This is a genomic window from Prochlorococcus marinus XMU1406, assembly GCF_017696055.1.
Taxonomy (GTDB): Bacteria; Cyanobacteriota; Cyanobacteriia; order PCC-6307; family Cyanobiaceae; genus Prochlorococcus_A; species Prochlorococcus_A marinus_W.
The window spans coordinates 722,766-749,383 of record NZ_JAAORG010000001.1 but is presented as its reverse complement, the minus strand read 5'-3'; the positions used below and the strand labels follow the sequence as shown (position 1 = coordinate 749,383).

At 30.7% G+C, this 26,618-nt stretch carries 36 protein-coding genes; 22 read left to right on the top strand and 14 right to left on the bottom strand.

What is annotated here, in order from left to right:
- Positions 1-2: 2 nt before the first annotated feature.
- Entirely contained in the window at positions 3-1,763 is a 1,761-nt protein-coding gene (locus HA149_RS04330; RefSeq protein WP_209113357.1) for a sugar phosphorylase, read from the bottom strand.
- A 50-nt stretch (positions 1,764-1,813) separates the two neighbouring features.
- Between HA149_RS04330 and HA149_RS04325 the strand changes: the two genes are divergently transcribed.
- Positions 1,814-3,040: a glycosyl transferase gene (locus HA149_RS04325; protein ID WP_209113355.1), complete on the top strand. Its 1,227-nt coding sequence runs from the start codon at positions 1,814-1,816 to the stop codon at positions 3,038-3,040.
- On the opposite strand, the gene ureC is transcribed toward HA149_RS04325, so the two are convergent.
- The 4 genes from ureC to HA149_RS04305 are packed head-to-tail and all read right to left on the bottom strand — an operon-like array spanning position 3,037 to position 6,329.
- A complete protein-coding gene (ureC, locus tag HA149_RS04320; protein WP_209113353.1) occupies positions 3,037-4,746 on the bottom strand; it encodes an urease subunit alpha in 1,710 nt (569 codons plus the stop codon). The genes HA149_RS04325 and ureC overlap by 4 nt on opposite strands.
- A 4-nt stretch (positions 4,747-4,750) precedes the next feature.
- Entirely contained in the window at positions 4,751-5,071 is a 321-nt protein-coding gene (locus HA149_RS04315) for an urease subunit beta (protein ID WP_209113351.1), read from the bottom strand.
- A gap of 2 nt (positions 5,072-5,073) precedes the next feature.
- Positions 5,074-5,376 (bottom strand): urease subunit gamma, encoded by a 303-nt coding sequence (locus HA149_RS04310; RefSeq protein ID WP_025924424.1) that lies wholly within the window; start codon positions 5,374-5,376, stop codon positions 5,074-5,076.
- Between the two features lie 50 nt (positions 5,377-5,426).
- The gene (locus HA149_RS04305) at positions 5,427-6,329 is read right to left on the bottom strand and encodes an urease accessory protein UreD (RefSeq protein ID WP_209113349.1); all 903 of its coding nucleotides are present in this window, start codon (positions 6,327-6,329) and stop codon (positions 5,427-5,429) included.
- A gap of 48 nt (positions 6,330-6,377) precedes the next feature.
- On the opposite strand from HA149_RS04305, the gene ureE reads away from it, so the two are divergent.
- The 8 genes from ureE to urtE all read left to right on the top strand — a co-directional run bounded on the left by ureE (position 6,378) and on the right by urtE (position 13,354).
- Complete coding sequence (gene ureE / locus HA149_RS04300; RefSeq protein ID WP_209113347.1) at positions 6,378-6,827, top strand: urease accessory protein UreE; 450 nt, start codon at positions 6,378-6,380, stop codon at positions 6,825-6,827.
- Positions 6,820-7,509, top strand: a complete 690-nt coding sequence (locus HA149_RS04295) for an urease accessory protein UreF (protein ID WP_209113345.1) — start codon at positions 6,820-6,822, stop codon at positions 7,507-7,509. Before ureE ends, HA149_RS04295 begins: the two co-directional genes overlap by 8 nt.
- A 3-nt stretch (positions 7,510-7,512) precedes the next feature.
- On the top strand, positions 7,513-8,124 hold the full coding sequence (gene ureG, locus HA149_RS04290; RefSeq protein ID WP_209113343.1) for an urease accessory protein UreG: 612 nt from the start codon (positions 7,513-7,515) through the stop codon (positions 8,122-8,124).
- Between the two features lie 128 nt (positions 8,125-8,252).
- A complete protein-coding gene (gene urtA / locus HA149_RS04285) occupies positions 8,253-9,530 on the top strand; it encodes an urea ABC transporter substrate-binding protein (protein ID WP_209113341.1) in 1,278 nt (425 codons plus the stop codon).
- Between the two features lie 84 nt (positions 9,531-9,614).
- On the top strand, positions 9,615-10,769 hold the full coding sequence (gene urtB, locus HA149_RS04280; RefSeq protein ID WP_209113339.1) for an urea ABC transporter permease subunit UrtB: 1,155 nt from the start codon (positions 9,615-9,617) through the stop codon (positions 10,767-10,769).
- Positions 10,769-11,899, top strand: a complete 1,131-nt coding sequence (gene urtC / locus HA149_RS04275; RefSeq protein ID WP_209113337.1) for an urea ABC transporter permease subunit UrtC — start codon at positions 10,769-10,771, stop codon at positions 11,897-11,899. The genes urtB and urtC overlap by 1 nt, the downstream gene beginning before the upstream one ends.
- Positions 11,892-12,641 (top strand): urea ABC transporter ATP-binding protein UrtD, encoded by a 750-nt coding sequence (urtD, locus tag HA149_RS04270; RefSeq protein ID WP_209113335.1) that lies wholly within the window; start codon positions 11,892-11,894, stop codon positions 12,639-12,641. Before urtC ends, urtD begins: the two co-directional genes overlap by 8 nt.
- A 2-nt stretch (positions 12,642-12,643) precedes the next feature.
- The gene (gene urtE / locus HA149_RS04265) at positions 12,644-13,354 is read left to right on the top strand and encodes an urea ABC transporter ATP-binding subunit UrtE (RefSeq protein WP_025894429.1); all 711 of its coding nucleotides are present in this window, start codon (positions 12,644-12,646) and stop codon (positions 13,352-13,354) included.
- A gap of 27 nt (positions 13,355-13,381) precedes the next feature.
- On the opposite strand, the gene HA149_RS09530 is transcribed toward urtE, so the two are convergent.
- The 4 genes from HA149_RS09530 to HA149_RS04250 form a co-directional block, all read right to left on the bottom strand.
- Complete coding sequence (locus HA149_RS09530) at positions 13,382-13,561, bottom strand: hypothetical protein (protein ID WP_245154666.1); 180 nt, start codon at positions 13,559-13,561, stop codon at positions 13,382-13,384.
- A gap of 257 nt (positions 13,562-13,818) precedes the next feature.
- Positions 13,819-13,992, bottom strand: a complete 174-nt coding sequence (locus tag HA149_RS04260) for a hypothetical protein (protein WP_209113333.1) — start codon at positions 13,990-13,992, stop codon at positions 13,819-13,821.
- A 398-nt stretch (positions 13,993-14,390) separates the two neighbouring features.
- Positions 14,391-14,705 (bottom strand): hypothetical protein, encoded by a 315-nt coding sequence (locus tag HA149_RS04255; protein WP_209113331.1) that lies wholly within the window; start codon positions 14,703-14,705, stop codon positions 14,391-14,393.
- Positions 14,706-14,831: 126 nt separating this feature from the next.
- Positions 14,832-15,230 carry a hypothetical protein gene (locus HA149_RS04250; RefSeq protein ID WP_209113329.1) on the bottom strand — a complete coding sequence of 133 codons (399 nt, stop codon included), beginning with the start codon at positions 15,228-15,230 and terminating at the stop codon, positions 14,832-14,834.
- 76 nt (positions 15,231-15,306) lie between these two features.
- Here HA149_RS04250 and HA149_RS04245 point away from each other — a divergent pair, with 76 nt between their 5' ends.
- From HA149_RS04245 to HA149_RS04235, 3 genes are all read left to right on the top strand, one after another.
- The gene (locus HA149_RS04245) at positions 15,307-15,456 is read left to right on the top strand and encodes a hypothetical protein (protein WP_209113327.1); all 150 of its coding nucleotides are present in this window, start codon (positions 15,307-15,309) and stop codon (positions 15,454-15,456) included.
- A 93-nt stretch (positions 15,457-15,549) separates the two neighbouring features.
- Positions 15,550-15,846: a hypothetical protein gene (locus HA149_RS04240; protein WP_025931810.1), complete on the top strand. Its 297-nt coding sequence runs from the start codon at positions 15,550-15,552 to the stop codon at positions 15,844-15,846.
- Between the two features lie 335 nt (positions 15,847-16,181).
- A complete protein-coding gene (locus tag HA149_RS04235) occupies positions 16,182-16,364 on the top strand; it encodes a hypothetical protein (protein ID WP_209113325.1) in 183 nt (60 codons plus the stop codon).
- A gap of 21 nt (positions 16,365-16,385) precedes the next feature.
- On the opposite strand, the gene HA149_RS04230 is transcribed toward HA149_RS04235, so the two are convergent.
- Positions 16,386-16,727 (bottom strand): RNA-binding protein, encoded by a 342-nt coding sequence (locus tag HA149_RS04230; RefSeq protein WP_209113323.1) that lies wholly within the window; start codon positions 16,725-16,727, stop codon positions 16,386-16,388.
- A gap of 352 nt (positions 16,728-17,079) precedes the next feature.
- On the opposite strand from HA149_RS04230, the gene HA149_RS04225 reads away from it, so the two are divergent.
- From HA149_RS04225 to HA149_RS04200, 6 genes are all read left to right on the top strand, one after another.
- The gene (locus HA149_RS04225; protein WP_025931807.1) at positions 17,080-17,274 is read left to right on the top strand and encodes a hypothetical protein; all 195 of its coding nucleotides are present in this window, start codon (positions 17,080-17,082) and stop codon (positions 17,272-17,274) included.
- 158 nt (positions 17,275-17,432) lie between these two features.
- The gene (locus HA149_RS04220; protein WP_209113321.1) at positions 17,433-18,755 is read left to right on the top strand and encodes a Rieske (2Fe-2S) protein; all 1,323 of its coding nucleotides are present in this window, start codon (positions 17,433-17,435) and stop codon (positions 18,753-18,755) included.
- A gap of 104 nt (positions 18,756-18,859) precedes the next feature.
- Positions 18,860-19,648, top strand: coding sequence for an ABC transporter ATP-binding protein (locus HA149_RS04215; protein ID WP_209113319.1), 789 nt, complete (start codon positions 18,860-18,862; stop codon positions 19,646-19,648).
- A 17-nt stretch (positions 19,649-19,665) separates the two neighbouring features.
- Complete coding sequence (locus HA149_RS04210) at positions 19,666-19,833, top strand: hypothetical protein (RefSeq protein ID WP_209113317.1); 168 nt, start codon at positions 19,666-19,668, stop codon at positions 19,831-19,833.
- A 149-nt stretch (positions 19,834-19,982) separates the two neighbouring features.
- The gene (locus HA149_RS04205) at positions 19,983-20,570 is read left to right on the top strand and encodes a Crp/Fnr family transcriptional regulator (protein WP_209113315.1); all 588 of its coding nucleotides are present in this window, start codon (positions 19,983-19,985) and stop codon (positions 20,568-20,570) included.
- A 4-nt stretch (positions 20,571-20,574) separates the two neighbouring features.
- The gene (locus HA149_RS04200; protein ID WP_209113313.1) at positions 20,575-20,862 is read left to right on the top strand and encodes a hypothetical protein; all 288 of its coding nucleotides are present in this window, start codon (positions 20,575-20,577) and stop codon (positions 20,860-20,862) included.
- Here HA149_RS04200 and HA149_RS04195 read toward each other — a convergent pair.
- Positions 20,848-21,402 (bottom strand): ferritin, encoded by a 555-nt coding sequence (locus HA149_RS04195; protein ID WP_209113310.1) that lies wholly within the window; start codon positions 21,400-21,402, stop codon positions 20,848-20,850. The two genes, HA149_RS04200 and HA149_RS04195, sit on opposite strands and share 15 nt — an antisense overlap.
- Positions 21,403-21,645: 243 nt before the next feature.
- Positions 21,646-22,704, bottom strand: coding sequence for an ABC transporter ATP-binding protein (locus HA149_RS04190; protein WP_209113937.1), 1,059 nt, complete (start codon positions 22,702-22,704; stop codon positions 21,646-21,648).
- A gap of 95 nt (positions 22,705-22,799) precedes the next feature.
- Here HA149_RS04190 and nth point away from each other — a divergent pair, with 95 nt between their 5' ends.
- The 3 genes from nth to HA149_RS04175 are packed head-to-tail and all read left to right on the top strand — an operon-like array spanning position 22,800 to position 24,362.
- Positions 22,800-23,453, top strand: a complete 654-nt coding sequence (nth, locus tag HA149_RS04185; protein WP_209113308.1) for an endonuclease III — start codon at positions 22,800-22,802, stop codon at positions 23,451-23,453.
- Positions 23,454-23,487: 34 nt separating this feature from the next.
- On the top strand, positions 23,488-24,147 hold the full coding sequence (locus HA149_RS04180; RefSeq protein ID WP_209113306.1) for an SDR family oxidoreductase: 660 nt from the start codon (positions 23,488-23,490) through the stop codon (positions 24,145-24,147).
- A 26-nt stretch (positions 24,148-24,173) separates the two neighbouring features.
- Positions 24,174-24,362 carry a hypothetical protein gene (locus HA149_RS04175; RefSeq protein ID WP_209113303.1) on the top strand — a complete coding sequence of 63 codons (189 nt, stop codon included), beginning with the start codon at positions 24,174-24,176 and terminating at the stop codon, positions 24,360-24,362.
- 10 nt (positions 24,363-24,372) lie between these two features.
- On the opposite strand, the gene HA149_RS04170 is transcribed toward HA149_RS04175, so the two are convergent.
- Complete coding sequence (locus tag HA149_RS04170; RefSeq protein WP_209113301.1) at positions 24,373-24,984, bottom strand: PCC domain-containing protein; 612 nt, start codon at positions 24,982-24,984, stop codon at positions 24,373-24,375.
- A gap of 184 nt (positions 24,985-25,168) precedes the next feature.
- On the opposite strand from HA149_RS04170, the gene pgsA reads away from it, so the two are divergent.
- Positions 25,169-25,708: a CDP-diacylglycerol--glycerol-3-phosphate 3-phosphatidyltransferase gene (gene pgsA, locus HA149_RS04165; protein ID WP_209113299.1), complete on the top strand. Its 540-nt coding sequence runs from the start codon at positions 25,169-25,171 to the stop codon at positions 25,706-25,708.
- On the opposite strand, the gene HA149_RS04160 is transcribed toward pgsA, so the two are convergent.
- Positions 25,682-26,602 (bottom strand): NAD-dependent epimerase/dehydratase family protein, encoded by a 921-nt coding sequence (locus HA149_RS04160; RefSeq protein WP_209113297.1) that lies wholly within the window; start codon positions 26,600-26,602, stop codon positions 25,682-25,684. The genes pgsA and HA149_RS04160 overlap by 27 nt on opposite strands.
- Positions 26,603-26,618: the final 16 nt, after the last annotated feature.

Here is a 26,618-nt window from a genome sequence, read left to right as displayed (position 1 = left end):
ATTTATAAAGCACTAAGCCAAACCACTTGAAAAGGATCAAGACTAATATTTTTGCAATTGTATTTAGTGGATGTTAAAAAATCATGGGTATTGAAATCATTATCAATTATTTTTGGTAGATCATTATCATTCAATTGATAATTAATTTTATTTTCAGTCATATTATGGATTGCAAAAACAGACGTAAGACCTTTACCTCTTTTAATTACAACAATATCACTTCTATCTTTAGACAAACATTTCATATTTGAACAAGGGTGAAATTGTTTTAATTCTGACCTGACATTCATAGCATTACGAAGATATTTTAAGTTTTTATTAGCATTAGATTCAGGATTATTTAAAACGGCTGAAAGATTTTCTGCTTTAAACTTTTCTCTGTTTAGATCTCTTCTTTGACCTGTCATAGAAAAACTTTTGATATCATTTTCTGAAGCTAGTAATGCTGGTAAATAAAATGCAGGGACCCCTTTCAGAGCCATTACTAATAATTGACTCAAAATAAATCTCTCATATTGAAATCTTTTAGAATCTCTACTGGAGTCTTCCATTGCACTCCACCAACTAATATTCAATTCATAAGGTTTATCATTACCATTTGATAAACGTCTATGACTTACTAATCCTCCTCTTTTTTCACAATTAATTAATAAATCTTTAATTCTCTGCTCATTCATTAAACCCTCAAGAGCTCTTAAACCAACGCCATCATGTGATGCAGTAAAATTGAATAGAGTAGTATTGTCAGGTAATATTGGCCAATCATAAATCCATGAGTTTAGAATATCAGCTTTTGAAGAAATAATTGCCTCTAGGAGAAGAGGAGGCAATGGGAAATTATATGCCATATGGGCTTCATCATTAGGAATCAGATAAGATAGATTTTCCTTTTGAGGAACATTAGTTTCAGTTATTAAAACTCCATCTTCTAGAAGATTATTTAAAAGAACTCTTAAAATTTTTACAATTGAATGTGCTTTTGGCAAATGTAAGCATGTTGTCCCTGATTCCTTCCAAATAAAACCTACAGCATCAAGCCTGAACCATTTAATTCCATTAGATAAATAAGTAATAATTAAATTTAAGAACTCAAGAGTCATTTTTGGATTATGCCAATTCAAATCAATTTGATCTGGACCAAAAGTTGTCCAAACTTGTTTAGGGCCATCGTTTGTATTTATTTGAGAAAACAAGGAGGAACTTCTTGGTCTAACTACATTTGACCAGTCAAGATTATGTTTGGGTGAAAAAACATTTGATATCCCTGGTTCTTGAGATTTAATAAATTGTTGAACCCATGGGTGAGAGGATGAAACATGGTTTAATACCAAATCAGCCATCAAATCATGATTTTTTGAAATACTTTTGAGATCATCCCATCCACCAAATTTTTCTTCTAGGGAATCATAACTTGAAACGGCAAAACCTCCATCGCTTGTTGATTTCAAAAAAGGAAGAATATGTACAACTTTAGAAAGACTGCCAAAATGTTTACTTAACAAGTCCTTAAGAGTAGTTAATGTTGCCTCACCATTTTTGTAAACACTATCAGCATAAGTTATCAAAACCGAATGAGATTCATTCCACCTTTCTCTATCTTTTATTTCTTCATAAGCAGATTTCTCTGAGAAATCATCTAAAATCTGTAATAATTGATTTGAAATAAAATTAATTTCTTCTGTAGTATTATTTGAATAAATTGTTTTCAACAATTTATAAATTTTTAATCTATCTAATTTTTTCTCTGAATCAATTTGCTTCACTTTGAAAAAATCATCGAAGTATTAATACTATTCTGCACACCAATTAGAAAATGGACTTTCAACAAGGGTTAATCACAACAATACATGAATATGGAGTCACAAGAAATTTACTTAAAGAATTAAACAAAAGTCTTACAAAAAGATCAACCAGCATTCTAATTCCTTGCTTATATGAAGAGTTTGAGAGACCAGCTTTAAAAGATATCAGAGAAGTTTTAAAAAACCTTACAGGTTTAAATGAATTAGTTATTGCTCTCTCTGCAAAAACTGTTGAGCAAGTTAAAGCAGCAAAATCATTTTTTGACTCAATGCCATTCCCAGTTCACGTTCAATGGACTAATTCTCCCTCTGTAATAGAGCTGTTAAAAAGCCAAGAAAAAAATGGGTTAGAACTTTTAGGGACTCCAGGTAAAGGATGGGCTGTCTGGCAAGGCATAGGAGTTGCAACTAGAAAATCAGAGGTTGTTGCTCTTTTTGATGCTGATATAAGAACTTTTAGCCCTTTATATCCTTCAAGAATGATCCTTCCACTTCTAGATGAATCATATGGAATATCTTATGTAAAGGCTTTTTACAGTAGGTTATCTTTAGAAACAAATCAATTGCAAGGAAGAGCAACAAGATTATTTGTGGGTCCTTTATTAGCGAGTCTTGAGCAATTAGTTGGGAAGGGGCCCTTTTTACAATATCTACAATCTTTTAGATATCCATTGGCAGGAGAGTTTGCTTTTACTAAAGACCTAGCTATGAATTTAAGAATACCTTGTGACTGGGGCTTAGAGATAGGTTTATTATCAGAGGTTTATAGAAATGTAAGAACCTCTAAAATAGCCCAAGTTGACCTAGGTTTGTTTGATCATAAACATAAGAATATTGGTGATTCTTCTAAAGAAGGATTGCAAAAAATGTGTACGGAAATACTTTCAAGTGTTTTAAGAGGTCTAATGGAGCATCAAGCCGAAACCTTAACTAGCACTCAACTGGCAACTTTAGAAGTTCTCTACAAAAGAGTTGGAGAAGATCGTGTAAAACAATTTGGATTAGATTCAGCAGTTAATCAACTTCCATACGATAGGCATGAAGAAGAACTATCAGTACAAAAATTTGCGAAACTTTTGAGACCTGCTACAAAAGATTACCTAGCTTGTCCTACAACACAACAGTTACCAAGTTGGTCAAGAGTTTTATCTTGTGAGAACAAACTGCAAGAAGATTTAGCTATTGCTGGGACAAAAGACATAAAGACAAGTGAAAAAGAATTAATTAAAAACTTCTAAAGCAAAAAATACCTCTGAGCCATTGGGACTACATCAAGTGGTTCACAAGTAAGAAGTTCCCCATCGGAAAAAACTTCATAAGTTTGAGGATCAACAGAAATATTGGGTAGTTTACTATTTAGTTTTAAGTGTGATTTATTGATAGTTCTCGTATTTTCTACGGCAATACAATTCTTTTGTAATCCTAATTTCTTTGGAATATCTTGATCAATTGAATTTTTACTTAAAAAGGTAAAAGAACTCTTAATTAAGGAATTACCAAAATTTGCAAACATAGGTCTACCATGAACTGGACCTGGAGTAGGTATTGAAGCATTTGCATCACCCATTTGAGACCAAACTATAGATCCTCCTTTAACAACTAATTCAGGCTTTACTGCAAAAAAGGAGGGTTTCCACAATACTAAGTCTGCAATTTTTCCTTTTTCAATAGAGCCAACATATTTATTAATTCCATGCGCTATGGCAGGATTAATTGTAACTTTAGAGATATATCTCTTTACTCTGTAATTATCGTTCCTATCAGAATCCTGTGATAAAGGTCCTCTTTGTACTTTCATTTTATGGGCAGTTTGGAAAGTTCTTGTTATTACTTCACCAACTCTTCCCATAGCTTGAGAGTCACTAGCGATTATTGAGAAGGCTCCTATATCATGAAGGATATCCTCTGCAGCAATAGTCTCTCTTCTTATCCTTGATTCAGCGAATGCGATATCTTCTGGGATTTTAGAATCTAAATGATGACAAACCATTAGCATATCAAGATGCTCTTCTAGTGTGTTTCTTGTATAGGGTCTTGTTGGATTAGTACTACTTGGAAGAACATTTTTTTCTCCACAAATTTTAATGATATCTGGGGCATGACCTCCTCCTGCTCCTTCTGTATGAAAAGTATGAATTGTTCTTCCTGCAATAGCATTGATAGTATCTTCAACAAAGCCTGCCTCATTTAAAGTATCAGTGTGAATACAAACTTGAACATCAAAGTTATCGGCAACGTTTAAACAAGAATTTATAGTTGATGGAGTCGTTCCCCAATCTTCATGAAGCTTTAATCCGCATGCACCGGCCTCGACTTGATCAATAAGATTTCTCTCATTCGTTGAATTTCCTTTACCAAAAAAACCTAAATTCATAGGAAATGCTTCTGCAGATTGAAGCATGCGAGAAATATGAAAACGGCCAGGTGTGCAGGTAGTCGCATTTGTTCCGGTTGCAGGTCCAGTTCCTCCTCCCAACATAGTTGTGATTCCTGAAGCGAGTGCCGTTTCAATTTGTTGGGGACATATAAAGTGTATATGAGTATCTATTGATCCTGCAGTAAGAATATGCCCCTCACCAGCTATTACTTCTGTTGAGGCTCCAATAACAATATTAACTTTATCTTGGATATCAGGATTACCAGCTTTCCCGATTTGAAAAATCTTCCCGTCTTTTAATCCTACATCCGCCTTAATTATTCCCCACCAATCTAAAATCAAAGCATTGGTTATTACGGTATCTACAGCTCCATCTCCTCTTGTAACTTGAGACTGTCCCATCCCATCTCGAATAACCTTACCACCTCCAAATTTAACTTCATCTCCGTAAGTAGTTAAATCTTTCTCTACTTCTATAAATAATTCGGTATCTGCAAGCCTTACTCTATCCCCAGTAGTGGGTCCGTAAGTTTGAGCGTAAGTTTTTCTATCAATTTTATAGGACATAATTTTAACTATCTAAAGAACCGTTAACTAGTGAATTAAAACCAAATGCATTTCTCAAACCTGTAAATGGTACTAATTTGACATCTGTAGTGTCTCCTGGTTCAAATCTAATTGCTGTTCCTGCTGGTATGTTAAGACGCATACCAAGTGTTATTTCTCGATCAAAAATTAATGCCCTATTTGCTTCAAAAAAATGATAATGAGATCCTACTTGCACAGGTCTATCACCAGAATTCGAAACGGTTACAGTTTTAACTTCCTTGCCAAGATTTAGTTCGATTTCACCTTGTTCAGGAATTATTTCGCCAGGAATTAAATTGCTCATAACTAATTAATTGGATTGTGAATAGTAACTAATTTAGTCCCATCAGGAAAAACTGCCTCTATTTGAACTTCATCAACCATTTCCGGAATGCCCTCCATAACTTGTGATTTTGAAAGCCAGGTAGTTCCCTCTGACATTAATTGACTAACACTTTTCCCGTCTCTAGCTCCTTCAAGAACTTGAAAACTTAAAAAAGCAATTGTTTCAGGATAATTCAGCTTCAGACCTCGATTAAGTCTTCTTTCAGCTAAGAGCGCAGCAGAAAAAATCAATAATTTATCCTTTTCTTGAGGTGAAAGATGCATAATAAAAAATTAATCTATTAATTCTTAAAAAAGGTTCTCTCTGAACATAATTAATAATTCATAGAATCTTGTAAAGGCCATACACCTTGATATTTTGGCTCACAAAATCCACACACAGACCTAATTTGTTTCCAAATACAAAAAAAACATTTCCTAGCATCTTGAGAAGAACTCCCTAGGAATCTTACAGAGACACCATTTTCAAGAATTCCAATAGATAAATTATTATCATTTTCATAAAAAATCTTTTTTATATTTACCACTAGATTATTTATTTTTGATTTGGAAAAATCTTTTTCGCAAATCCAAATTAAGGATCCAAAAACGGGCATGTAATCCATACCTGACTTGGCCACAAAACTTGCTTTAGATAATTCAATTTGATCAACATATTCCCAATCATCATATAAATCATTATTTCTCATAATTTCTAATTTGGACCTAAAAACTCCACTTTCAATAGACTCTCCAGAAGAAGATCTTCCAAGTCTTATTAAATCAGTAAATAAAAAACTTGAAGTTTCTGAAATAGATATTTTAAACTTTTGCTCATATAAACCATTTGCAAAGATAATCGTTTCTTGGGGGAGATATTCCAAATGAGAATTGTCAAGAATGTTTATGAGATTCTTTTGCTTTGAAAAAATTCCTTTTGGATTGATTTTAGATCTTCCAACAGATCCATATACTTTCTGAGCTGAAGAAGTAGTCAACAAAACCTTAGAGTTTTTTTCAAGATTTACTTCAAAATCAAGTAAATCTCCCCCTACTAACCCCCCTGCAGTATGTAGAACAGGCAAAATGCATCTGCCCTCTTGATCATGAGTAGACTTCAATAACTTATAAGGAGAAGTTGCTTTAGATTTAAAGATTGTTTTATCAACATTTCCTAAACTTGCTTTATTATTGAAAAAATTTAAGAAACAATTACCTTCACATGAAGTTTTAATCATAAATTGTTTTCTTTAATTACTAAATTAAAGTAACTAAAAATTTTGATTATGAGAATGAATAAACAAATTGTTGTAACTGATTGGATTAAGGAAAAACCGAAATTAGGTTCATTTTTAAAACTTACCTTAAGTTCAGATGAAAGAAGAATATTACGAGGTAGAAGATTAACTGATTGTGATCAAGAAATATTTTTACAATTACCTAGAAAGGGCAAATTAAATGATGGAGATATTCTTTTAACTAATGAGTCAAATTATTTTGTAGAGATAATTGCCAAAATAGAAGATTTAATTGAAATAAGTTCAAATTCAAAAATTGAGCTTATTAAAACTGCTTATCATCTAGGCAATAGGCACGTGGAAGTAGAAATCGAAGAAAGCATTATTCTAACAAAAAGTGATTATGTCATTAAAAATATGCTCCTTAGTTTTGAAGTTGATGTAAAAAATACTAAGAAAAAGTTTTTTCCTGAGAGAGGAGCCCATAGTCATGAGTAAAAGTCACTTATTAAAATATTTATTAATAAGTCCTAACCTACCAGTTGGAGGATTTTGTTATTCTGAGGGAATGGAGAGCTATCTTCATAATAAAAATTTAAAAGACTCAAATTCGGTAAAAGAATTAATCATAAGTGAACTAAAAATTGGCCAGATCAGACTAGATGCAAGACTTTTATTAAATTTTTTTGATATTTTCAATGAGATAAACGACAGCAAAATAAATTTAAAAAGTAACTTGCAAAAGCTAATGAGTCTGGATAAATGGATACTCTCATCAAAGGACTCTCTCGAAATGAGAGAACAACAAATTCAAATGGCAAAATCTCTCTTTGATTTAACCAAAGAATTTGGATTTGAATATCTATATGAAAATAATAAAAAAAGCTCCTGGTCATTAGCTTGGAGTTGGGCTTGTTATTGTTTTGAAATTACGAAGTTAGAAATGGTTGAGAATTTTTTCTACTCGTGGAGTGCAAACCAACTTAGTGCTGCATTAAGAATTATTCCTATTGGGTCAACAGATGCGCAATTAATTCAGAGAGACTTATTAGCAATAATTTCTAAAGTTTCTAAAGAAATTATGGACAAAGATATTGATGACATTTATTTTGGCAATGTAGGTTTAGCTATGGCACAACAAAAACATAATGACCTTTATACAAAACTTTTTAGAAATTAATTTATGAGCAGCAAATTGAGAGTAGGGGTTGCTGGGCCGGTAGGTTCAGGAAAAACTGCATTATTAGAGACTCTATGCTTAAGCCTTAAAAAAAATTATGAGATAGCAGTTGTCACCAATGATATCTACACCAAAGAAGATGCTAATTTTCTAATAAATAAAAAAGTTTTAGAGGAAGGAAGGATTATTGGTGTAGAAACAGGAGGTTGTCCTCATACAGCGATAAGAGAGGATTGTTCCTTAAATAAAAATGCAGTTTTAGATTTAGAAAATAAATATAATCCTTTAGATTTTGTTTTTGTAGAAAGCGGAGGTGATAATTTAGCATCTAGTTTTAGTCCAGAACTTGTAGATTTATCAATATACGTTATTGATGTATCTGCAGGAGACAAAATTCCTAGAAAAGGGGGACCAGGGATAACAAGATCAGATTTATTATTAATAAACAAAATTGACTTAGCAGATATGGTTGGTGCAGATTTAAATATTATGAAAAGTGATACGGAATTTATGAGAAAAGATAAACCTTGGTTTTTTACCAACCTTAGTTGCGGCATAGGAGTTGAAAAAATAACTCAATTTTTAGAATCTCATATACCAAACAATCGAAACTAGAAAAATGTCTATTACTAATATATTGGATTCAACAAAAAGTTACGACTGATACAAAACTAATCCGCACTCGTTAATAACTTTTACTTTATCCCCCTAATGAGGGTCAATTACCTAATTTATCCTAATTCATGAGAATTTCAAGGCGTATTTTGGCAGGATTAGCTACTGCCTCTCTTGCGGTCACAGCAACTTCATGCGGTGGAGGTGGAACCTCCGGAAGTTTCGACGACACAGTAACCGTTGGTATTTTGCATTCGTTATCTGGAACAATGGCAATTTCTGAATCAACCCTTGTTGATACTGAAAAAATGGCTATTGAAGAGATAAATGCTGCCGGTGGTGTAACAGTTGGCGGTAAAAGCTACAAAATAGAATACATAGTTGAAGATGGTGCATCTGACTGGCCTACTTTTGCTGAAAAATCTAAGAAACTTATAGACCAAGACGGAGTTCCTGTCGTATTTGGCGGTTGGACATCTGCTAGTAGGAAGGCAATGTTACCAGTCTACGAATCAAAGGATGCTTTCCTTTACTACCCAATTCAATATGAAGCTCAAGAATGTTCTAACAACATTTTCTATACAGGAGCCACCCCAAACCAACAGTCAGAACCCGCTACAGATTTCATGTATAAGCGTTCTCCAGCAGCTGGTGGAGATTTCTTCCTTGTAGGTTCTGATTATGTTTTCCCAAGAACTTCCAACACAATCACAAAAGCTCAGGTAAAACAGTTAGGAGGTAAAGTCGTTGGAGAAGATTACCTTCCATTAGGGAATACTGAAGTTGCTCCAATTATCTCAAAAATCAAAAAGGCGCTTCCTGAAGGTGGAATAATCATTAATACACTTAATGGTGACCAAAACGTTGCATTCTTCAAACAGATTCAAGACGCGGGTATCACGCCTTCTAGTGGCTACTACGTAATGAACTATTCAATTGCTGAAGAAGAGATTAGTACAATTGGTCCTGAGTTCCTTGAAGGTCACTACGGTGCTTGGAACTACATGATGTCAATTGATACTCCTGCATCTAAGAAATTTGCTGCAAGTTTCAAGAAAAGATGGGGAGCAGATCGTGTTGTAGCTGATCCACAAGAATCTGCTTATAACATGGTTTACTTATGGAAACAAGCGGTTGAAGATGCTGGAACATTCGACGACAACGCTGTAAGGGAAGCCCTAGTTGGACAAACTTTTGATGCCCCACAAGGTCCAGTTGAAGTTATGCCTAATCACCACTTATCTCAAACAGTAAGAATTGGAGAGATTAATGCAGAGGGTGGGTTTACAATTCTTGAAGAGACAGGAGTTGTTCTTCCTCAAGCATGGAACCAAAAGCATCCAAGCTCAAAAGGATTTGCATGCGATTGGACAGATCCTTCAAAAGGAGAAAAGTATAAGCTTTAATTTAATTAAAACCTATACTTCAAAATAATAAGGAGGTTAACACCTCCTTTTATTTTATATAATCAAATATTTTCTTTTTCTAAATTGGAGTTACTTCTCGATAGTCTTTTTAACGGTGTTGCAATCGGATCTGTACTACTTGTTGCTGCATTAGGTCTAGCAATTGTTTTTGGTCTTATGGGTGTAATAAATCTTGCCCATGGAGAACTTATGATGCTTGGGGCTTACACAACATACGTAACACAATTAATTTTCAAATTACCTTTATTAAAACCTTTCTACAATTCTTACATAATAGTTTCTATTTTCCTCGCTTTTATTGTTAGTGGGGTAGTAGGCATTCTCCTGGAAAAAACCATAATAAGAAAGCTTTATGGAAGTCCACTAGAAACACTTCTCGCAACTTGGGGCGTAAGCTTAATTCTTCAACAATTTGTAAGAAGTGTACCTTTAGCTTATGGGACCGGTCTGGTTATAAGTCTATTAATTGGTTTATTCTTACCAGCAACATTCCCTTCAAAAATAAAAGAATCAATAAATTTTAAATATTTTAAATTTAGTTCTTGGATATTTGCCGCTTTAACTGGGGTCATGACAGGTAGCGTAATCTCATCCTCAGTCAGCAAACTTAGTAGAGCAAGCGCAAGAAATGTTGATGTAACAGCACCCTCATGGATGAGAGGTCAAGTAGAAATTATTGGCACTGCATTTCCTAAAACAAGATTAATGATAATTGTCATTACTCTAATCTCTGTAATAGCAATTACATTATTTCTTAATCAAAGTGCTTGGGGGATGCGTATAAGAGCAGTTACTCAGAACCGACAAATGAGTGATTGCCTTGGTATATCTACTGAAAAAGTGGATATAATTACTTTTGGAATTGGATCTGGCTTAGCAGGAGTTGCAGGGGTAGCAGTATCTCTTTTAGGTTCTGTAGGACCAAATGTTGGAGGAAACTATATTGTTGGTTGTTTTATGGTTGTAGTGCTGGGAGGAGTAGGAAATTTATTAGGAACAGTACTTGCTTCATTTGGAATAGGAATAATGACTGATTTAATTGGAGCTGGAAGGCTCTTATCAATATGGCCAGACATGCCTTTACCTTTATCAAACACAATCAACTTTTTTGCGACCACAAGTATGGCTAGAGTAATGATATTTGCACTAATTGTTATATTCTTACAATTTAAACCTACAGGTTTATTTCCTCAAAAAGGAAGGATGGTTGAAAACTAATGTCCTTAAGTAAAATTAAATTTGATAAAAAAATAGTATTATCATTTTGGATAATATTAATAGCCTTAATTATTGCAGCACCAACTCTACTCCCTGTATTTAGACTAAACCTTCTTGGTAGATACTTATCTTTATCCATAGTTGCACTTGGTGTTGATCTTATCTGGGGATATACAGGTTTACTAAGTCTTGGACAAGGTATATTTTTTGCACTAGGTGGATATTGTGCAGCAATGTATTTGCAAATAACCAGCTCTTCTGAATTTCCAAATAATATTCCTGAATTTTTTGCTTTATATGGTGTAGAAAAATTACCTTTTTTCTGGGAACCGTTTAGATCGCCTGTTTTTACCTTCTTCGCTATCTGGATAATTCCAGCATTGGTTGCTGGTTTAATTGGATTTCTTGTTTTCAGGAATAGAATCAAAGGGGTTTATTTTTCTATACTTACTCAAGCTTCTCTTCTTGTATTCTTTAATTTTTTTAATGGACAACAAAAACTTATAAATGGAACAAATGGATTAAAAACAGATGTAACCCAACTATTTGGTCAGATGGTAGGTTCTGAGTCCATGCAAAGAATATTCTTTTGGATAACTGCCATACTAGTAATAGCCGCATGGTTTTTTGCAAAGTGGGTAGTGAAAGGGAGATTTGGAAATATCCTTATAGGAATACGAGATGATGAACCAAGAGTTAGGTTTACAGGATACAATCCAGTCATATTCAAGACGATAATATTTTCTATTGCTGGTGGTCTCGCAGGTATTTCGGGAGCTTTATATACTGTTCAGTCTGGAATAGTATCACCTCAATTTATGACGGTTCCCTTTTCTATAGAAATGGTTATCTGGGTTGCTGTTGGAGGAAGAGGAACTTTATTGGGAGCGATACTAGGAGCAGTTTTCATCAATTATGCAAAAAGTCTAGTTAGTGAAGCGTTACCTGCTAGCTGGATGTTTATTCAAGGAGGGTTATTTATCTTAGTTGTAACAGCTCTGCCAGAGGGAGTTTTAGGATGGATTCAAGGAGATGGTCCTAGGAATCTTCTTCAAAGATTTGGTTTGAAAAGGAAGATTGAAACCTATCCAAGCTTAGAAGTTAACAATAAGGAGGAGAATAATGAATAATAAAGATCTTCTAAATTTAATAGATATTACTGTTAGTTTCGAGGGTTTTTTAGCTCTTAACAAACTAAATTTAAATTTAAAGAAAGGAGAATTAAGAGCTGTCATAGGACCCAACGGCGCAGGTAAAACAACATTTCTTGATGTAATAACTGGAAAAGTTAAGCCAACAAAAGGTGAAGTAATTTTTAAAGGGGAATCTTTAGTAGGTAGAAAGGAGCATAAAATAGCCAGACTTGGAGTTGGAAGAAAGTTCCAAAGTCCAAGAATCTTTGAGAATCTAACAGTTAAAGAAAATCTTGAAATCTCGGTGACAACTCCTAAAAGTCCCTTAAACCTTATAAATAAGAGTATTAAGGATGAGCAGCTTAACGAGATTGACCGTCTTATGAAGATTGTTAATTTAGCTCAAAAAGTGGATTCTAAAGCAGGATCTCTATCACATGGCCAAAAACAATGGCTCGAGATAGCCATGTTAGTAGGACAGAAGCCAGATTTAATGTTAGTAGATGAACCTGTTGCTGGTTTAACTGATGAAGAAACTGATCTTACAGCTGATTTATTAAAATCTTTATCAGGAGAAAATACCGTAGTGGTAATAGATCATGATATGGAATTTATAAGAAGACTTGATAGTAATGTTTCAGTATTAAATCAGGGCACAGTATTATGTGAGGGAACGATGGAAACCATACAAAAAGATAAAAAAGTTATTGATGTTTATTTAGGAAGACCTGAGGACTAGTTATGGAAAATTTACTCGAAATAAAATCGTTAAATACCTATTATGGCGAGAGTCATATTCTTAGAGATGTAGATTTAAATGTTAAATCAGGAGAAATGGTTTGTTTGATTGGAAGAAATGGAGTTGGTAAAACAACTTTATTGAAATCACTAATTGGCTTGTTAAAACAAAAAAAAGGTGATATTTATTTGATTGGTGAAAATATCAATAGAAAAGCACCTCATCAGAGGGCGAGGAAAGGAATGGCTTACGTTCCTCAAGGGAGAGAAATTATTCCATATCTATCGGTTGAAGAGAATCTTATGTTAGGAATGGAGTCTCTACCAGGTGGATTATCTAAGAACAAGAAAATAGATCCATTTATTTATGATCTCTTCCCAATCCTAAAAGATTTTCTTCAAAGGAAAGGGGGAGATCTTAGTGGAGGACAACAACAGCAATTAGCTATTGCAAGAGCACTGCTGGGCAAACCTCAACTTCTATTACTTGACGAGCCAACGGAAGGTATTCAGCCTAATATAGTTTTAGACATCGAAAATGCAATTAACCAGATAATTAGAGATACAGGAATTGGTGTTTTATTAGTTGAACAACACTTGCATTTTGTAAGACAAGCCAATAGATATTATGCGATGCAACGCGGAGGTATTGTTGCTAGCGGAAATACTAGTGAGTTGAGTCAAGCAGTTATAGATAAGTTCTTAAGTGTTTAAACAAATTAGTTTACATAAAACTTTTATTCATTTTTCGCATCTTATAAGGTCTATACTGTTCGGATGCTCATTTATATACTTATTAAATTCCATAGCTAGTGTTCTAGCCTCGTAAGCGTCAAAAGCATAAAAACAATTTTCTAATCTTATATTTTGTAAATTACGATAATGAACCGTATATGGCTTCAACATATCATTTTTGTTCATTTTAATTTGCTTAAAAGCAATTATCTTATATCTCAACCTTGCATATAATCGTAAATTTAAAGTACATCTTTTGTGGTTATCAAAATATATTGACTGAAATTATGTATTTAAAGATACTTTAAAAAATAAAAATAATTGAACTATTTGTTTTTATTTTTAGAAACTTGCTTTTTACCTTCTATTAAAAAAACAAATTTTGATAAAATATAACCAAAAACTGGAACCCAAAACTTTTCATAAAAAAATTTCATAAGAAATTAAGCAGCTAATGATTCGTTATCTTCAATTTCATTTTTATTAATACACTTCAAATCTGTTGAATTAAATAAATGCTGCATAAGCAGAAAATCAAGTTCCCCTTTCAACAAATTAGTATCGGATGAAAGTAGATCATCAACAAAATCATCAAAAGTATCTGAAAGAAGATTCACAATTAAAAAATTATTTTTGATATTATCATCGCATTAACAAAAAAAGTCAACCAAATTCTAAAATTAACTTTTGAATTTTTTGATAATTAATAAAGACTAAAAAATTAAATAATAAATATAAACAAGCAAAATAACAGATTTAATATCAAGCTTAGGGTTTTTGAATTAAATTTCATTATCATGATTATCTTAATTTTATATCTCTCCTGATTTGCATTATCAAAACGACAATACACATATTTGCTAAAAAGAAATTTAAAGAATTCATCATCAAACCTTTTAATATATTTATAGCAAAACTATTGATGTGACAATTAGGAAAGAATCACTTAAAAATTTTTTAAACGTAATAAATTTTTATGGCAATCAAATTTGATATTAACTGCTAATTTTAAATATTATTTTTTAATTAACTCGAAGTAACCATTTTTATTTAATAAGTACTTATCAAACCAAAGGCTCAATAGATTATCTAATCCTACTCCATTCATTTTATTTATTTGCGAAGTCTTATAGTCTGAGAGTGCAAGCAATAAATAAGGAAAAATCATATCAGAAACTCCTTTGGGCAGTTTTTCTAAAGGTACTCCATGCGCTCTATCCCATAATATTTGCATATCCTGAGAGAACAAAGAACTCCAATAACTAAAATTACAATATAACTTGTCTGGAGGTAGTAGATTTACAGATGGCACTGGGAGAGATGAATTCATAGGAATAAATATTTTATAGATTAATTGAATTTAGTTTTTGAAATTTCTAAAAATAACTTTAATATGCGAATCTCCTATAAATACAAATTAAATTTAACGCACAGTGTATCACTTAGCAACACTTTATTAAGTGTTATATTTATCCATCATTTCCTGAAATTTTAGGAATGATAAAAACTTTTTATAAGTTTGCAAGTCAAAAGACTCCTGATTCTCCTCATTTAAATGTGTTGATTTACTAGGAATAAAATGCTTGCCTAAGTTATTATCAATTGAAAGTTTTGCTTTATCTAAAAAGTCACCAGAATTATCAAATGAGTTTTGTGGATTATCTTCATTTAGCTGATATGATTGAGCTGCTTTACCATTTTTTTTATTAAATATACCTCTTATAGAAAGTGCTTCTTCTACCAAAATACTTATTATTTTTGAATTACTTAAATTGTTCTCTATGCTCAACTTGTCAATTATTCTCATAACATCTTCTCTAGGAATAAAACCAACTCTTTTTTTCTTGGTAGGCATTTAAAGATTAATTAAAGTTCAGCACTTGACTGTAATAAGTGTTGCACTATATTCATTATAAGTCAATTAAATGCTAATGATTTTACCAACAACATTACTTTTAGGAGCCCTTGGATATCTTTTCTACACCTCAAAAAAAGAACTCTCAGTAGATCACCATGACCATCTAGAAAACGAAAAAGAGAATGATGATTTGTATAAAGATTTAGAAGATCTATTTATTTAAAATTACTGTATATGCATTAAAGAACTTTGTTTCTTGACTAAAGATATACAAAACCTTAAACATAATTAGAATAATATAAAAGCTATAAATTAAATGACTGTCCATCAAGATTACGAAATAAAAATCAATCTAAATGAATTGATTGAGAAGAGAATTCCATGTTGTGATTTACTTCATCCAGATCATTGTCTAACAGAACAACAAGTCTCTGAAATTGCACATGATATACGTATGGATTTAAATTTGCATGATCTTTACAAGCAAGTGGATAAACACATCATGAATTATGTAAATGCAGCTGGCATTGATAACAAAGATCATTGGGTTGAACCTCATCTTCCAGATTTGGAGAGAGATTTAAAAGAAGAAGTAGGTATAGAGTTTGATTAAATTTTTCTCCTAAAAAAGATTAATATATGTATTTTTTTTCTAAATCATCTATTAATTTATAAATACTTTTAGCTGATCTTTTTCTTTTTTTTAAAATTGTAAAAACTATAAATCCAATCAATAATGCAAAAATAGGTGTGAAAATAATAATTTCATGATTCATAACCATCAAACAGAATTATATTATATAAATTATTAAAAACTCTGAATCAATAAAATAGGTACTTTATACAAATATATTTCACTATAAATAATTAAGATTTTTTATAAAGAAGTGAAAGAATTAAAATTTTTTGTAAATTATGTAGATATAAATTTTTAATTCAATACAGATAATGAATAATTATTTTGCCTTAACAGTAACAGAGATGGGGATTGGTAAAATAGAGTTAGTAGTTATTGGCGCAGTAATTTTAATATTTCCAATTTTATTTGTTTATGCATCTAGAAACCTTGATGCAAAGGGAGTTTTCGAATGGATGATGGAGAAACCCAATGATTGGATAGGTAAAAAATAAGCCTTTAAAATTTACATTTTTCTAGTTGAATTTTAAATTTTCTAAATTACTAATATCGAAATCATAAAACTGGCAATTATTTTCTAAATCATTAACTATTGAATTTTTTAGATGAGAATAATCTATCAACTTATTGAGTTTATTATTTTTAAATTCCTTATTAGTTTCTCCAATAGCAAATGCCAAAGCTCCTTCATAAGAAATACCGAATTTGGAAGTGTTGCAGTAAGTTCTAGTGAATTTGTTAGAAATCTTTTTAGTATACTTTTCAAGAGTTTTAGAAGAAGTATCTAATGAGTAAACTGGACTACTAAATAGAAAAAGCAAAGTTAAAGTGAATATCGCAAAAACCCTTTTGATCATAATTTTTCAAAAATTGCAAATTCAATATAGTTTAAAATTCAACTCTCCTGACTATGTTTTATTAAAAATTTATTAACCACAACAGCTATTTCATATTTTGGATGATAAAAACTCTCTAAATGAGTATTTTATAGTTTGAATTTTTTTTGGTAATTTTTTTAAAAAACGCCTAATTGCTTTTGGCATAATAAAAAATTTATATCAATAATTAATAGATAACAAATAATATATGGGTATTCAATAAATAATTATCCAAAAATAAGTAAATTAATTATTAAATATATGTTTTGAGCTATGGAAATGTATTTAAACATGAATTATTGTTTAACTAAGTATTAAATACAAAATTAATATGGCACTACCAGAACTTATTTATGCTCCTATAGATGGCGGAACAATACATAGATATGAAATTAGTGGTGGCAAGAGAAAATTTTTAAGATTTATAGGTTGTTATTTAGGTCAATGTAATTTCCACAAAAATATTGATGATGCTATTGATTACATAAAAAATTTGAAAGAATCACAAAAGATACAAAAAACATGAAATAAATATACATTGATACGATAGAGACTCAATATTTTTGGATAACTACATAATTATTGCTACAAATAATAGAGAATTTTCTTTTTATAAGAAATTGATTATTTACTTGGGTTATAGTTCCGAAAGATAAACAGTCATTTAAAAAAAGAAATTAATTTATGGAAAACAGACAAATTAATTTTTTTAAATCAAAAGACTTTAATACCGTTCTTAAGCCATTTAAAAAAGGAACGGTAGTAAAAATTGACTCGTTTGATATTAGAGAAACTCAAAAAGATTTAAATATAGGTTTATTTGGTTGGTATGCAATTTGTCCCTCTAAAGAACTAAAAAAAAATAAGCTATATTATTTTTCACTCTATGATGAGCCTCTTGTTCTTTATAGAGATGAAAATAAAAACGTTAGGTGCATTAAAAATATCTGTCCACATAGAGGGGCCTCCTTTTTTGGAGGGACATTATCAGATGGAATAATAACGTGCCCATATCATGGAGCTAAGTTTTCATCTGGAGGAAGTTGCCAAAATCTCGACAGAATAACTTGTCGCCATATAGTTGATAATAACTACGATAACTACGCCAAAAGAATTCATTTATCTCAATACAAAACTTCAGAAAAAAATGGATATATTTTTGTACAATTTTCTAAAAAATCTGAGACTGATTTAAATAACATAAGTGAAGATACACCTATAAGTAACTACGAATTATATGAAAATGGTTTTTCACATAAGGATTATGTCTTTGAGGAGGTATTAGTCGACTTCAAATGTGATTGGTCAAGGATTATTGAAAATCACCTAGATATCCTTCATATCTTTTGGGTTCATGGCGATACAATCCCAGATAAAGATGTGAATAAAAACGTATTAGTTAGTTTTAACCAGAAAATTAATATTAATCCCTCATACATTGAAAGTATTTATTATTACAAGAATGACCCTACAAAAGAATTTATTCGGATAAAGTACATACCTCCAGGAAGGATATTAATTTACAAAGGCGATCCTTCCTCATCAAGATATTTACAAGTTTTAGATCATATCCCTCTAGGAAATAACAAAGCAAGAGTGATAGTAAGACACTACAGGAAATTTCTACAAAATAAACTACTTAATAACCTCTTATTATTTAAAGAGACTCAAAGAAAGATTTTTTATAAGATATTCGATGAGGATTATATGATTTTAAAAACACAAACATATAATCACGATATGGGATATATAAGTAAGGATGAAATAAAATTATTGGGAGAAGATAGGATAATAAATTATTTTTGGAAGTGGTACAAGAAGTCTGAAGATAAAGATGAACCATGGAACAATATTAACAACACCCAAAATCTTGATGTATATGACAAAGTTATATTGAAATACCCTCCTGAAATAAAGAAGTTAGAAATTGCAAATAATATAGATATTATTAGAAAAACATTTGTAAGATTTGCTGCTCCGCTTATATTTTTTATGTTAATAATATAATCCATGAAGAAAGTAGATAGACCTTCATGGTTGAATTGGCTTTATCTCTTTATATTTATTTTAAGCTCGATTCAATTGATTATATTTTGGAGTAATAAGTTTTAGTGTTTAATAAATTTTGGTTTGACGCAAAAAATATAAATTGTTTTAGGAATGGCTTCAGAGTAATTAAAGATTTAAATTTAAAGATTTCTTATTCAGAAAATGTAATATTAATTGGACCAAATGGTTCAGGTAAATCATCTCTAATTGAAATAATTAATAGAAACTTATACCCAGTAGTAGCTAATGAATCGAAACTGAAGATATTTGACAAAGAACTTATAAATATATGGGAACTAAGAAAAAAAATAAGTACTGTAAATAATGATATAAAAAATAGAATAAATCCAAATTTACAAGTTTTTGATTTAATTTTAAGTGGACTATATGGAAGATATTGTTACGTACAAAATAAATCTGAAAAAGATTCAAATAAGGTGGAAAAAATCATGAAAAAAATGAATATATCTAATTTATCTAAAAAGAATTTTGCCTATTTATCCGATGGAGAAAAACAAATTTCTATCATTGCAAGGGCTTTAATCAAAAAACCGGAAATCTTAATTCTAGATGAACCAATAGCAAATCTAGATTATAAATCAAAGTTTTTTGTAGTTGATAAGATTAATGAATTATCAAAATTAAATACCAGAATTCTTTGCGTAACTCATGATATTTCTATGATTACAAGAATATATGATCGTGTCATAATGCTAAAAGATGGCAAGATAATCGCTGAAGGTCATCAAAATAAGGTTATAAATAGTGAGAATCTTAATAAGTTATACGGTATTGATGTAGAGGTGACTAAAAATAATGGACTTTGGAATATAAACAGATTACCTAAATAACAATTATAAAAATAGCTATGGCAATAGCGAGAAAAATAAACTTTTTGCTTTTTAAAAATGAAGAGGATTTATTTTTAAATGAAGAAGATCCACATTTAGAGCAGACAATCTTACCTCCTAAAGATCGATCTGAGACAAACGATGAACTTCCACAATTAAAACAAACTCTATTTACGCTCATCTAAAATAAAATTTTTAGCAATTCTATCTAAATTATATTGCTAAATACTATGTAAAGAAAAACTTCAGAAACATGTTGATAATGAGAATCTATTGCAATAAGTCAATTTATAGTGCATAATTGATAATAATTCTCATTATCATATTTAAATTAATGAATTTCCATAGTTATGGAGAATCTCCGTCAAAATTAGTAAGGATAATAACTGGACAATCCGTATTAATAGATCCTTCATCGAGACCAAAAGGGACTTGCCTAGAAGTTGAAAGTGGAATTGCAAGAGTTTATTGTCCTTGTGAAGAAACTGAAGGAATGACACTCGCATTTTTACAATCAGGGGATCAATTAAGAACAGACCTTTTATGTAGCGAAGGTGTCTGCGTTGAAGCACTAACAGATTTGTCGTTTCACAGCAATGTAAATATTGATGAGAATATGGGTTTCGATGCAGTAAATGAATGGACTTTGCAGCTCCTTAGGATTAGACACTTAGGGAATGCAGAACAGCGATTACAAGCCTTGTTTTCAATACTAGTAAATCGTCTAGGTAGAAGATGTGGTCAATGGTGTGAGTTACCTTTTAGGTTAACTCACGAAAGGATTGGCGAATTAATCGGTTCTACACGAGTAACATCAACAAGATTAATTTCTAAATTAAGATCATCTGAGTTATTAATAGCTCCTCTCGGGACCCAAACAGTCAGTGTTGCCCCTTCTTTTATTGAAACATCGCCGCTATAAAAACATGAAGGAATCACAATCACTTACAAACAACTTGTTAATGGAAATTGATGTTTTATCGAATAGACTCAGAAATATCAAGCAATCCTACAAAACCACAGATAATAAAGCATTGAAGGGAAGGTTATTTACTGAAAACAAAAATATTTTTAAAAGAGTTAATGAGATTCATAAAATAGCTAAACTCTTAAATAAAAATAATGAGAAAATCAACTTTTCGAATTTACTTTTTGAAATAACAAAAAGGACATTGAATGAAAATAAATTTGAAAGTAGTTTATTTTTTCTTTAAATCACTATCTATTAATAATATTGCCGAAGGTTGATTAGAAGCAAACTTTACTTTGCCAAGTATGTTCGCAAATTCATCTTCTGATTGTGTTTGAGCCTCTATAATTGGATCTAAAAATACGTTAGTTCTTGTATCTGAAATTCTTTCTGATATGGAATAAAGTTGTTGTAGAGATGAAGTTAAATCAGCCTCCATGTTAAAAGAATAAGAAATCAGCTCCTCTATAGAATCCCATGCTTGAACGGGTGAAGGAATTTCTTCTAATTTTACGCTTTGTCCTCTTGCGATTAAGTAATCTGCAAATTTCTGAGCATGTTCCATTTCTCCTTGTGATTCACTTAGAAAATGAGAAGCAAATCCATTTAAATCACGTTCTTGGAACCATAGATACATAGAAAAATATTGAACATTGGCATATCTTTCCATTGTTAGATGTTCAAAAATGTTATCCAATAAACTATTGTCTATCGGTTGAGCAACAGCTCTTCCAGATGGACCAAAATTAATTAATTTCTTTGTTTTTAAATTATTTTCATTCATTTTCAACTAAGTATCTAAATAAATAATACAACATTTTGTATAAATTAGTAATTATTAAATCCTTTAAATTAAATTAAATAATATGATAATGAAAATCACTCGCAATACTATAAATGAATTTAGAGTACAGTTTTTCTGAACTGCTATTAACTAAAAAAATATATAAAAGTAAAAAAAAGAAATGTAAAAAGAAAAAATGCTCTAATTGGAAGGGAGGCAAGTGTAACTGCCTATAAATAAATTCTAAATATGTACCTTATGTGCTCCAGGATATAAAAAATAATAACTACTTTTATTAATAGAAAGAGAACATTTATCACCATTATTTAGAAGATTATTAATATCAGTTCTAACCCTTAATATGTTTCCATTAATAGATACTTTATAAATAAGAAATTCTCCAAGAAATTCTTTAGATATAACAATCGCATCACCAGATTCTAATCTTTTAATTGAAATAAATTTAGGCGAAATTGACATACTTTTGATACTTGTATTTTTCAAATCCTCTGAACAATTTATTTCACCTAAACAAGAAATATATGAATTACCATTTTTTTTGAGATTAATAATATTATTGCCCAAAATAAAACTACTAACAAATATGGTCTTTGGATTATTTAGAAGGTTAATTGGTGTATCAATTTGATGTATTTTCCCATCATTCATAACGGCGACTTTATCGCAAATTGACATCGCTTCTTCCGGATCATGAGTTACCATCAATCCGCTTGCATTACAACCTTTTAGAATATTAGGGAGTTCACTTCTCAATTTTAGTTTGACATGCATATCAAGACTACAAAAAGGTTCATCTAATAAAATAAAATTTGTACCTGGAGCGAGAGCTCTCGCAATTGCGAGTCTTTGTTTTTGGCCTCCAGAAAGTTCATGTGGGTACCTTCCAACAAAACTATCAAGACCAACAACATTTAATAAATAATCAACTCTAGATCTGTCTTTTTTGTTTTTCAAACCAAAAATTACATTTTCCAAAACAGTTAAGTGAGGGAAAAGTGCATAGTCTTGAAAAACCATACCAATATTTCTTTTCTCAGGACTAAGAATTTTTTTCCTACTTGAAATTTCCTTATCATTTAGAGAAATACTCCCTCTAGAGGGATATTCGAACCCCGCGATTAATCTTAAAAGAGTAGTTTTTCCGCAACCAGAAGGGCCAAGCAACCCTAAAAATTCACCATTCTCAATTTTAAGGTTAATTTCGTTTAATATCCAGTTTGAAGATTCTCGCTTATCATATTTATGATGCAAATCATCAATTACTAACGCATCATTTTTCACTAAGTTCTTCTTATTCAAATATATTAAGTTAGCAGAAAATATTCACCTAAAATATCCCTTGTATAATTTTATACACCATTTAATTTTCAAATTTAATGAGAAAGTCTGAAAGAGCAGAAATAATACGCAAAGAACTCAAAAAGCTATATCCATCGCCTCCAATACCCCTTGATCATACAAATGCATATACACTACTAGTCGCCGTAGTTTTAAGTGCTCAATCAACAGATAAGAAAGTTAATGAATTAACAAAAAGCTTATTTAAGGTTGCAGATAATCCAGAAAAGATGATGCAGCTAGGTATTAATGGCATTTACGAATACATAAAATTTTTAGGCCTATCAAATCAAAAATCCAAGAACATCTATAACTTATCTAAATTATTGATTGAGAAGCACAATGGTACGGTACCAGATTCTTTTGAGAAGCTTGAATCTCTTCCAGGGGTAGGTCATAAAACAGCATCAGTTGTAATGGCTCAAGTGTTTAAAATACCCTCATTCCCAGTAGATACTCACATACACAGGTTGGCACAAAGATGGGGTCTATCAAATGGAGATAGCGTAGTTCAAACAGAAAAAGAACTAAAAAAAATATTTCCTGTTAATGATTGGAATACCTTACATTTGCAAATAATCTTTTATGGCAGAGAATACTGCACAGCAAGAGGCTGTGATGGAACAAAATGTTATTTATGTCGCACTCTTTATCCCAAAAGAAAAAAGAAATTTGTATGTAAAAAGCCTTAAGAAATCTATATAATATTTAAATTAGTTTTTAATCATGAAAATAGCAATTACTGGTGCATCGGGGAAAACAGGTTATAGAATTTCCGAAGAAGCAGTTAAGAAAGGATATAAAGTAAGGCAAATCATCAGAAAGAATTCAAAAGTCTTAGCAGGACTAGAGAGTTTAGAAACAATTAGGGTGTCATTAGACAAAAAAGGAGAACTTGATAAAGCTTTAAAAGATATTGATGCTTTGATAATTGCTACTGGAGCGAGAGCATCATTAGATTTAACTGGTCCTGCAAAGGTTGATGCATTAGGTGTATACAGGCAATTAGAGAGTTGCAAAAGAGTTGGTATTAAAAGAGTTATTTTAGTTAGTTCCCTTTGTACTGGTAAATTATTTCACCCATTAAACTTATTTGGTTTAATTCTTATTTGGAAGAAATTAGGGGAAAACTTTCTACGAAATTCAAATTTCGAATGGACTATTATTAGACCTGGAGGATTAAAGGAAAATGAAGATATCAAATCAGAAAATATAAATTATTCAAAGGAGGATACTCAAATTAATGGATCAATCCCAAGAAGATTAGTTGCGCAATGTTGTATAGATTCTTTAAAAAACAAAGAATCTATAAATAAATTAATAGAAGTTACAAGTTCCAATGATAATAAAAAGATATCTTTTAAAAAAGCTATGCAAATGATTTAAAAGATGTAAATATATAAATTAAAACTATGAAAATAAATCCCAAAATTGACGCATTACAGTTAATGCTTACTGATTTAAGAACTAGAAATGAGCCAATAAGACATAAAGCTGCATTTAAAGGCTGTCAACCAGAATTTCAAAGTCTTGTATCAAGATTAATAAAGCAGTTAGAGGACGAATTAGTTGCTGAAAAACTTACTAATCGTAATAGTTAAAAAATTTAGATTACTTAAATGAAATTAAGTTATCCAATTTTGCTTGTTCCAAAAGTTCATCATATCCCCCAAAAAATTTATTATCCAAAAATATTTGAGGGAAAGTATTATGGCTACTTTGAGCCATTATTTTTTGAAAGCTCTCATCATTGTTTATTAAAGTAACTTCATGAGGGATAGATAAAGAATTAAGCAACCTAATTGCTCTTTTAGACCAAGGACAATCCTTTAAAATATATGCTTTTACACGTGATTCATTTTTTAATAAATCATTACTTGAGATATTAATAATTTTTTGTTCAAAAGAAAGTAATAATATATCAGTACCTTTTTTTACAATACATCCCTCCTCAAGATGGCCACCAAAGACGTTACATCCCTCATCTGCAAAACTCAAATGTAAATGAACATCTCCTTTATTAAAATGTCCATTTAAAGAAACTATCTCTAGATTTCCCTCAAATTTATTTATCTCTTGATTTCCTGGGCATTGAATACAAACTGTTCTAAGATTACCAACCACTCCAGAAACATACCCGTATAAATTATTCGATAAAGAATATTCTTTAATTGAATTTATCAAATCAGATTCTGGAGATAGCTTTAGGCTATGAGGCTGCATTAGATATAAGGAATAATTTTGTAATATAAAACATCATCATTCATAAAGAGAAGTTGATTTTATAATCTTTAGGATTCAGATTTAAATTTAATTTTAGAATATAGCATTTAAAACCATTTAGAATTTTTACTAAAAATTTAAGCTTGTTGAGAGTGTAATATATTTTTTACATACAAAAACTAATTTGTTATTAAGAAAAAATCTTAAAAATTTGGCATTGAATATTCCCAACTTATTATCGATATCTCGCCTTTTCCTTGTATTTCCATTAATATTTTTTTTAGAAATTAACAGACCTATTTATGTCTTTATATTGATAATTATTGGAGGTTTAACTGATTATTTTGACGGGTTAATTGCAAGGAAATTTAATCTTAAAACCAGATTAGGAGCTATCCTTGATCCCTTAAGCGATAAAGTATTCTATTTAATTCCTTTAACCTTCCTTTGTAAAAATAATTTTATACCATTCTGGTCTTTGTCATTAATTTTATTTAGAGAATTAATTATCTCTGGCCTGAGGAACTCTACAAAAGATGGTTTACCAGCATCTATGTTAGGTAAATATAAAACATTTTTCTTTTTTATTTCAGTAATTACCTTCTTTACACCATTAAAAATTAGCTTAATGAATAATTTGTCATTAATTTTTTATTGGTTAGGATTCATCCTGACTTTTGTGACTTTATTAGGCTATTTAAGAAATAAAAAGAATATTATCTGAATTTTCATCAAAATCCTCACTCTTTTTATTATTAAAATCTTTCTCAAAACTATCCTTTAAACCATTAAGTAAATCAAAAGTTGGCACCCACTCTAAATCACGTTTTATCTTAGAGATATCAGTCTGATAATGATTTAATCTAATTGGAAATCCCTTTCGAGATTTAGGATCTAATTTTTGATAATCAAATGTTCTTAAAGAAATCTCATTTTGGTTTAATCCAAGAACATTCGCACAGAAATAAATTAAACCCTTTATTGTAACTCCTTTTTCACCTGAACAGTTGTAAATATTATTTTTGGAATTTTCAAAATTTATGCACCTAATCATTACATCAGTTAGATCAGAAACATGGCCTAGCTGAGTAATTAAAGACCCGTCACCAGGGATTGGTATAGATTTTTTAGTAAATAACCTTTCAAAAAACCAATTTTCAATTTTATTATAATTTCCTGGTCCATAAATATAAGTAGGTCTAAAACTTGTAAAAGGAATTTTTTGGTTTTTTAACCAATTTTCTGTCTCAAACTTTCCTTTGTGCCTACTATCTGGATCAATTGGATCAAATTCGGATAAGGGTATTTCACAATTTTCTTTATAAACACCTGCAGAGCTGACATATATATATCTCTGAAAAGAGTTATCTAAATTTTCTATAAGAAGTTTGGTTTGTTCTAACTCTCGTCCAGAAATATCATAAACAACATCATACTTTTTATTTCTTAGCTTGACGATATCTTCTGAATTATTTCTATCGCCCTTAATTAAATTTGTTTTTTCAGGATTACTTTTATTACCTCTCGTGAAAATATCAATATCATAATTTTTACTTAATAACTTTCCAACCAAAGACTTGCCAACAAATCTAGTGCCACCCATTACAAGAATTTTCATATTCAAAAAATATTTA

Excerpts from the sequence above, each read along its gene's own strand:
- HA149_RS04325 (WP_209113355.1), top strand. The coding sequence starts at position 1,814 with ATGGACTTTCAACAAGGGTTAATCACAACAATACATGAATATGGAGTC.
- ureC (WP_209113353.1), bottom strand. The coding sequence starts at position 4,746 with ATGTCCTATAAAATTGATAGAAAAACTTACGCTCAAACTTACGGACCC.
- HA149_RS04315 (WP_209113351.1), bottom strand. The coding sequence starts at position 5,071 with ATGAGCAATTTAATTCCTGGCGAAATAATTCCTGAACAAGGTGAAATC.
- HA149_RS04310 (WP_025924424.1), bottom strand. The coding sequence starts at position 5,376 with ATGCATCTTTCACCTCAAGAAAAGGATAAATTATTGATTTTTTCTGCT.
- HA149_RS04305 (WP_209113349.1), bottom strand. The coding sequence starts at position 6,329 with ATGATTAAAACTTCATGTGAAGGTAATTGTTTCTTAAATTTTTTCAAT.
- ureE (WP_209113347.1), top strand. The coding sequence starts at position 6,378 with ATGAGAATGAATAAACAAATTGTTGTAACTGATTGGATTAAGGAAAAA.
- HA149_RS04295 (WP_209113345.1), top strand. The coding sequence starts at position 6,820 with ATGAGTAAAAGTCACTTATTAAAATATTTATTAATAAGTCCTAACCTA.
- ureG (WP_209113343.1), top strand. The coding sequence starts at position 7,513 with ATGAGCAGCAAATTGAGAGTAGGGGTTGCTGGGCCGGTAGGTTCAGGA.
- urtA (WP_209113341.1), top strand. The coding sequence starts at position 8,253 with ATGAGAATTTCAAGGCGTATTTTGGCAGGATTAGCTACTGCCTCTCTT.
- urtC (WP_209113337.1), top strand. The coding sequence starts at position 10,769 with ATGTCCTTAAGTAAAATTAAATTTGATAAAAAAATAGTATTATCATTT.
- urtD (WP_209113335.1), top strand. The coding sequence starts at position 11,892 with ATGAATAATAAAGATCTTCTAAATTTAATAGATATTACTGTTAGTTTC.
- urtE (WP_025894429.1), top strand. The coding sequence starts at position 12,644 with ATGGAAAATTTACTCGAAATAAAATCGTTAAATACCTATTATGGCGAG.
- HA149_RS09530 (WP_245154666.1), bottom strand. The coding sequence starts at position 13,561 with ATGAACAAAAATGATATGTTGAAGCCATATACGGTTCATTATCGTAAT.
- HA149_RS04255 (WP_209113331.1), bottom strand. The coding sequence starts at position 14,705 with ATGAATTCATCTCTCCCAGTGCCATCTGTAAATCTACTACCTCCAGAC.
- HA149_RS04250 (WP_209113329.1), bottom strand. The coding sequence starts at position 15,230 with ATGCCTACCAAGAAAAAAAGAGTTGGTTTTATTCCTAGAGAAGATGTT.
- HA149_RS04245 (WP_209113327.1), top strand. The coding sequence starts at position 15,307 with ATGATTTTACCAACAACATTACTTTTAGGAGCCCTTGGATATCTTTTC.
- HA149_RS04240 (WP_025931810.1), top strand. The coding sequence starts at position 15,550 with ATGACTGTCCATCAAGATTACGAAATAAAAATCAATCTAAATGAATTG.
- HA149_RS04235 (WP_209113325.1), top strand. The coding sequence starts at position 16,182 with ATGAATAATTATTTTGCCTTAACAGTAACAGAGATGGGGATTGGTAAA.
- HA149_RS04230 (WP_209113323.1), bottom strand. The coding sequence starts at position 16,727 with ATGATCAAAAGGGTTTTTGCGATATTCACTTTAACTTTGCTTTTTCTA.
- HA149_RS04225 (WP_025931807.1), top strand. The coding sequence starts at position 17,080 with ATGGCACTACCAGAACTTATTTATGCTCCTATAGATGGCGGAACAATA.
- HA149_RS04220 (WP_209113321.1), top strand. The coding sequence starts at position 17,433 with ATGGAAAACAGACAAATTAATTTTTTTAAATCAAAAGACTTTAATACC.
- HA149_RS04210 (WP_209113317.1), top strand. The coding sequence starts at position 19,666 with ATGGCAATAGCGAGAAAAATAAACTTTTTGCTTTTTAAAAATGAAGAG.
- HA149_RS04205 (WP_209113315.1), top strand. The coding sequence starts at position 19,983 with ATGAATTTCCATAGTTATGGAGAATCTCCGTCAAAATTAGTAAGGATA.
- HA149_RS04200 (WP_209113313.1), top strand. The coding sequence starts at position 20,575 with ATGAAGGAATCACAATCACTTACAAACAACTTGTTAATGGAAATTGAT.
- HA149_RS04195 (WP_209113310.1), bottom strand. The coding sequence starts at position 21,402 with ATGAATGAAAATAATTTAAAAACAAAGAAATTAATTAATTTTGGTCCA.
- nth (WP_209113308.1), top strand. The coding sequence starts at position 22,800 with ATGAGAAAGTCTGAAAGAGCAGAAATAATACGCAAAGAACTCAAAAAG.
- HA149_RS04180 (WP_209113306.1), top strand. The coding sequence starts at position 23,488 with ATGAAAATAGCAATTACTGGTGCATCGGGGAAAACAGGTTATAGAATT.
- HA149_RS04175 (WP_209113303.1), top strand. The coding sequence starts at position 24,174 with ATGAAAATAAATCCCAAAATTGACGCATTACAGTTAATGCTTACTGAT.
- HA149_RS04170 (WP_209113301.1), bottom strand. The coding sequence starts at position 24,984 with ATGCAGCCTCATAGCCTAAAGCTATCTCCAGAATCTGATTTGATAAAT.
- HA149_RS04160 (WP_209113297.1), bottom strand. The coding sequence starts at position 26,602 with ATGAAAATTCTTGTAATGGGTGGCACTAGATTTGTTGGCAAGTCTTTG.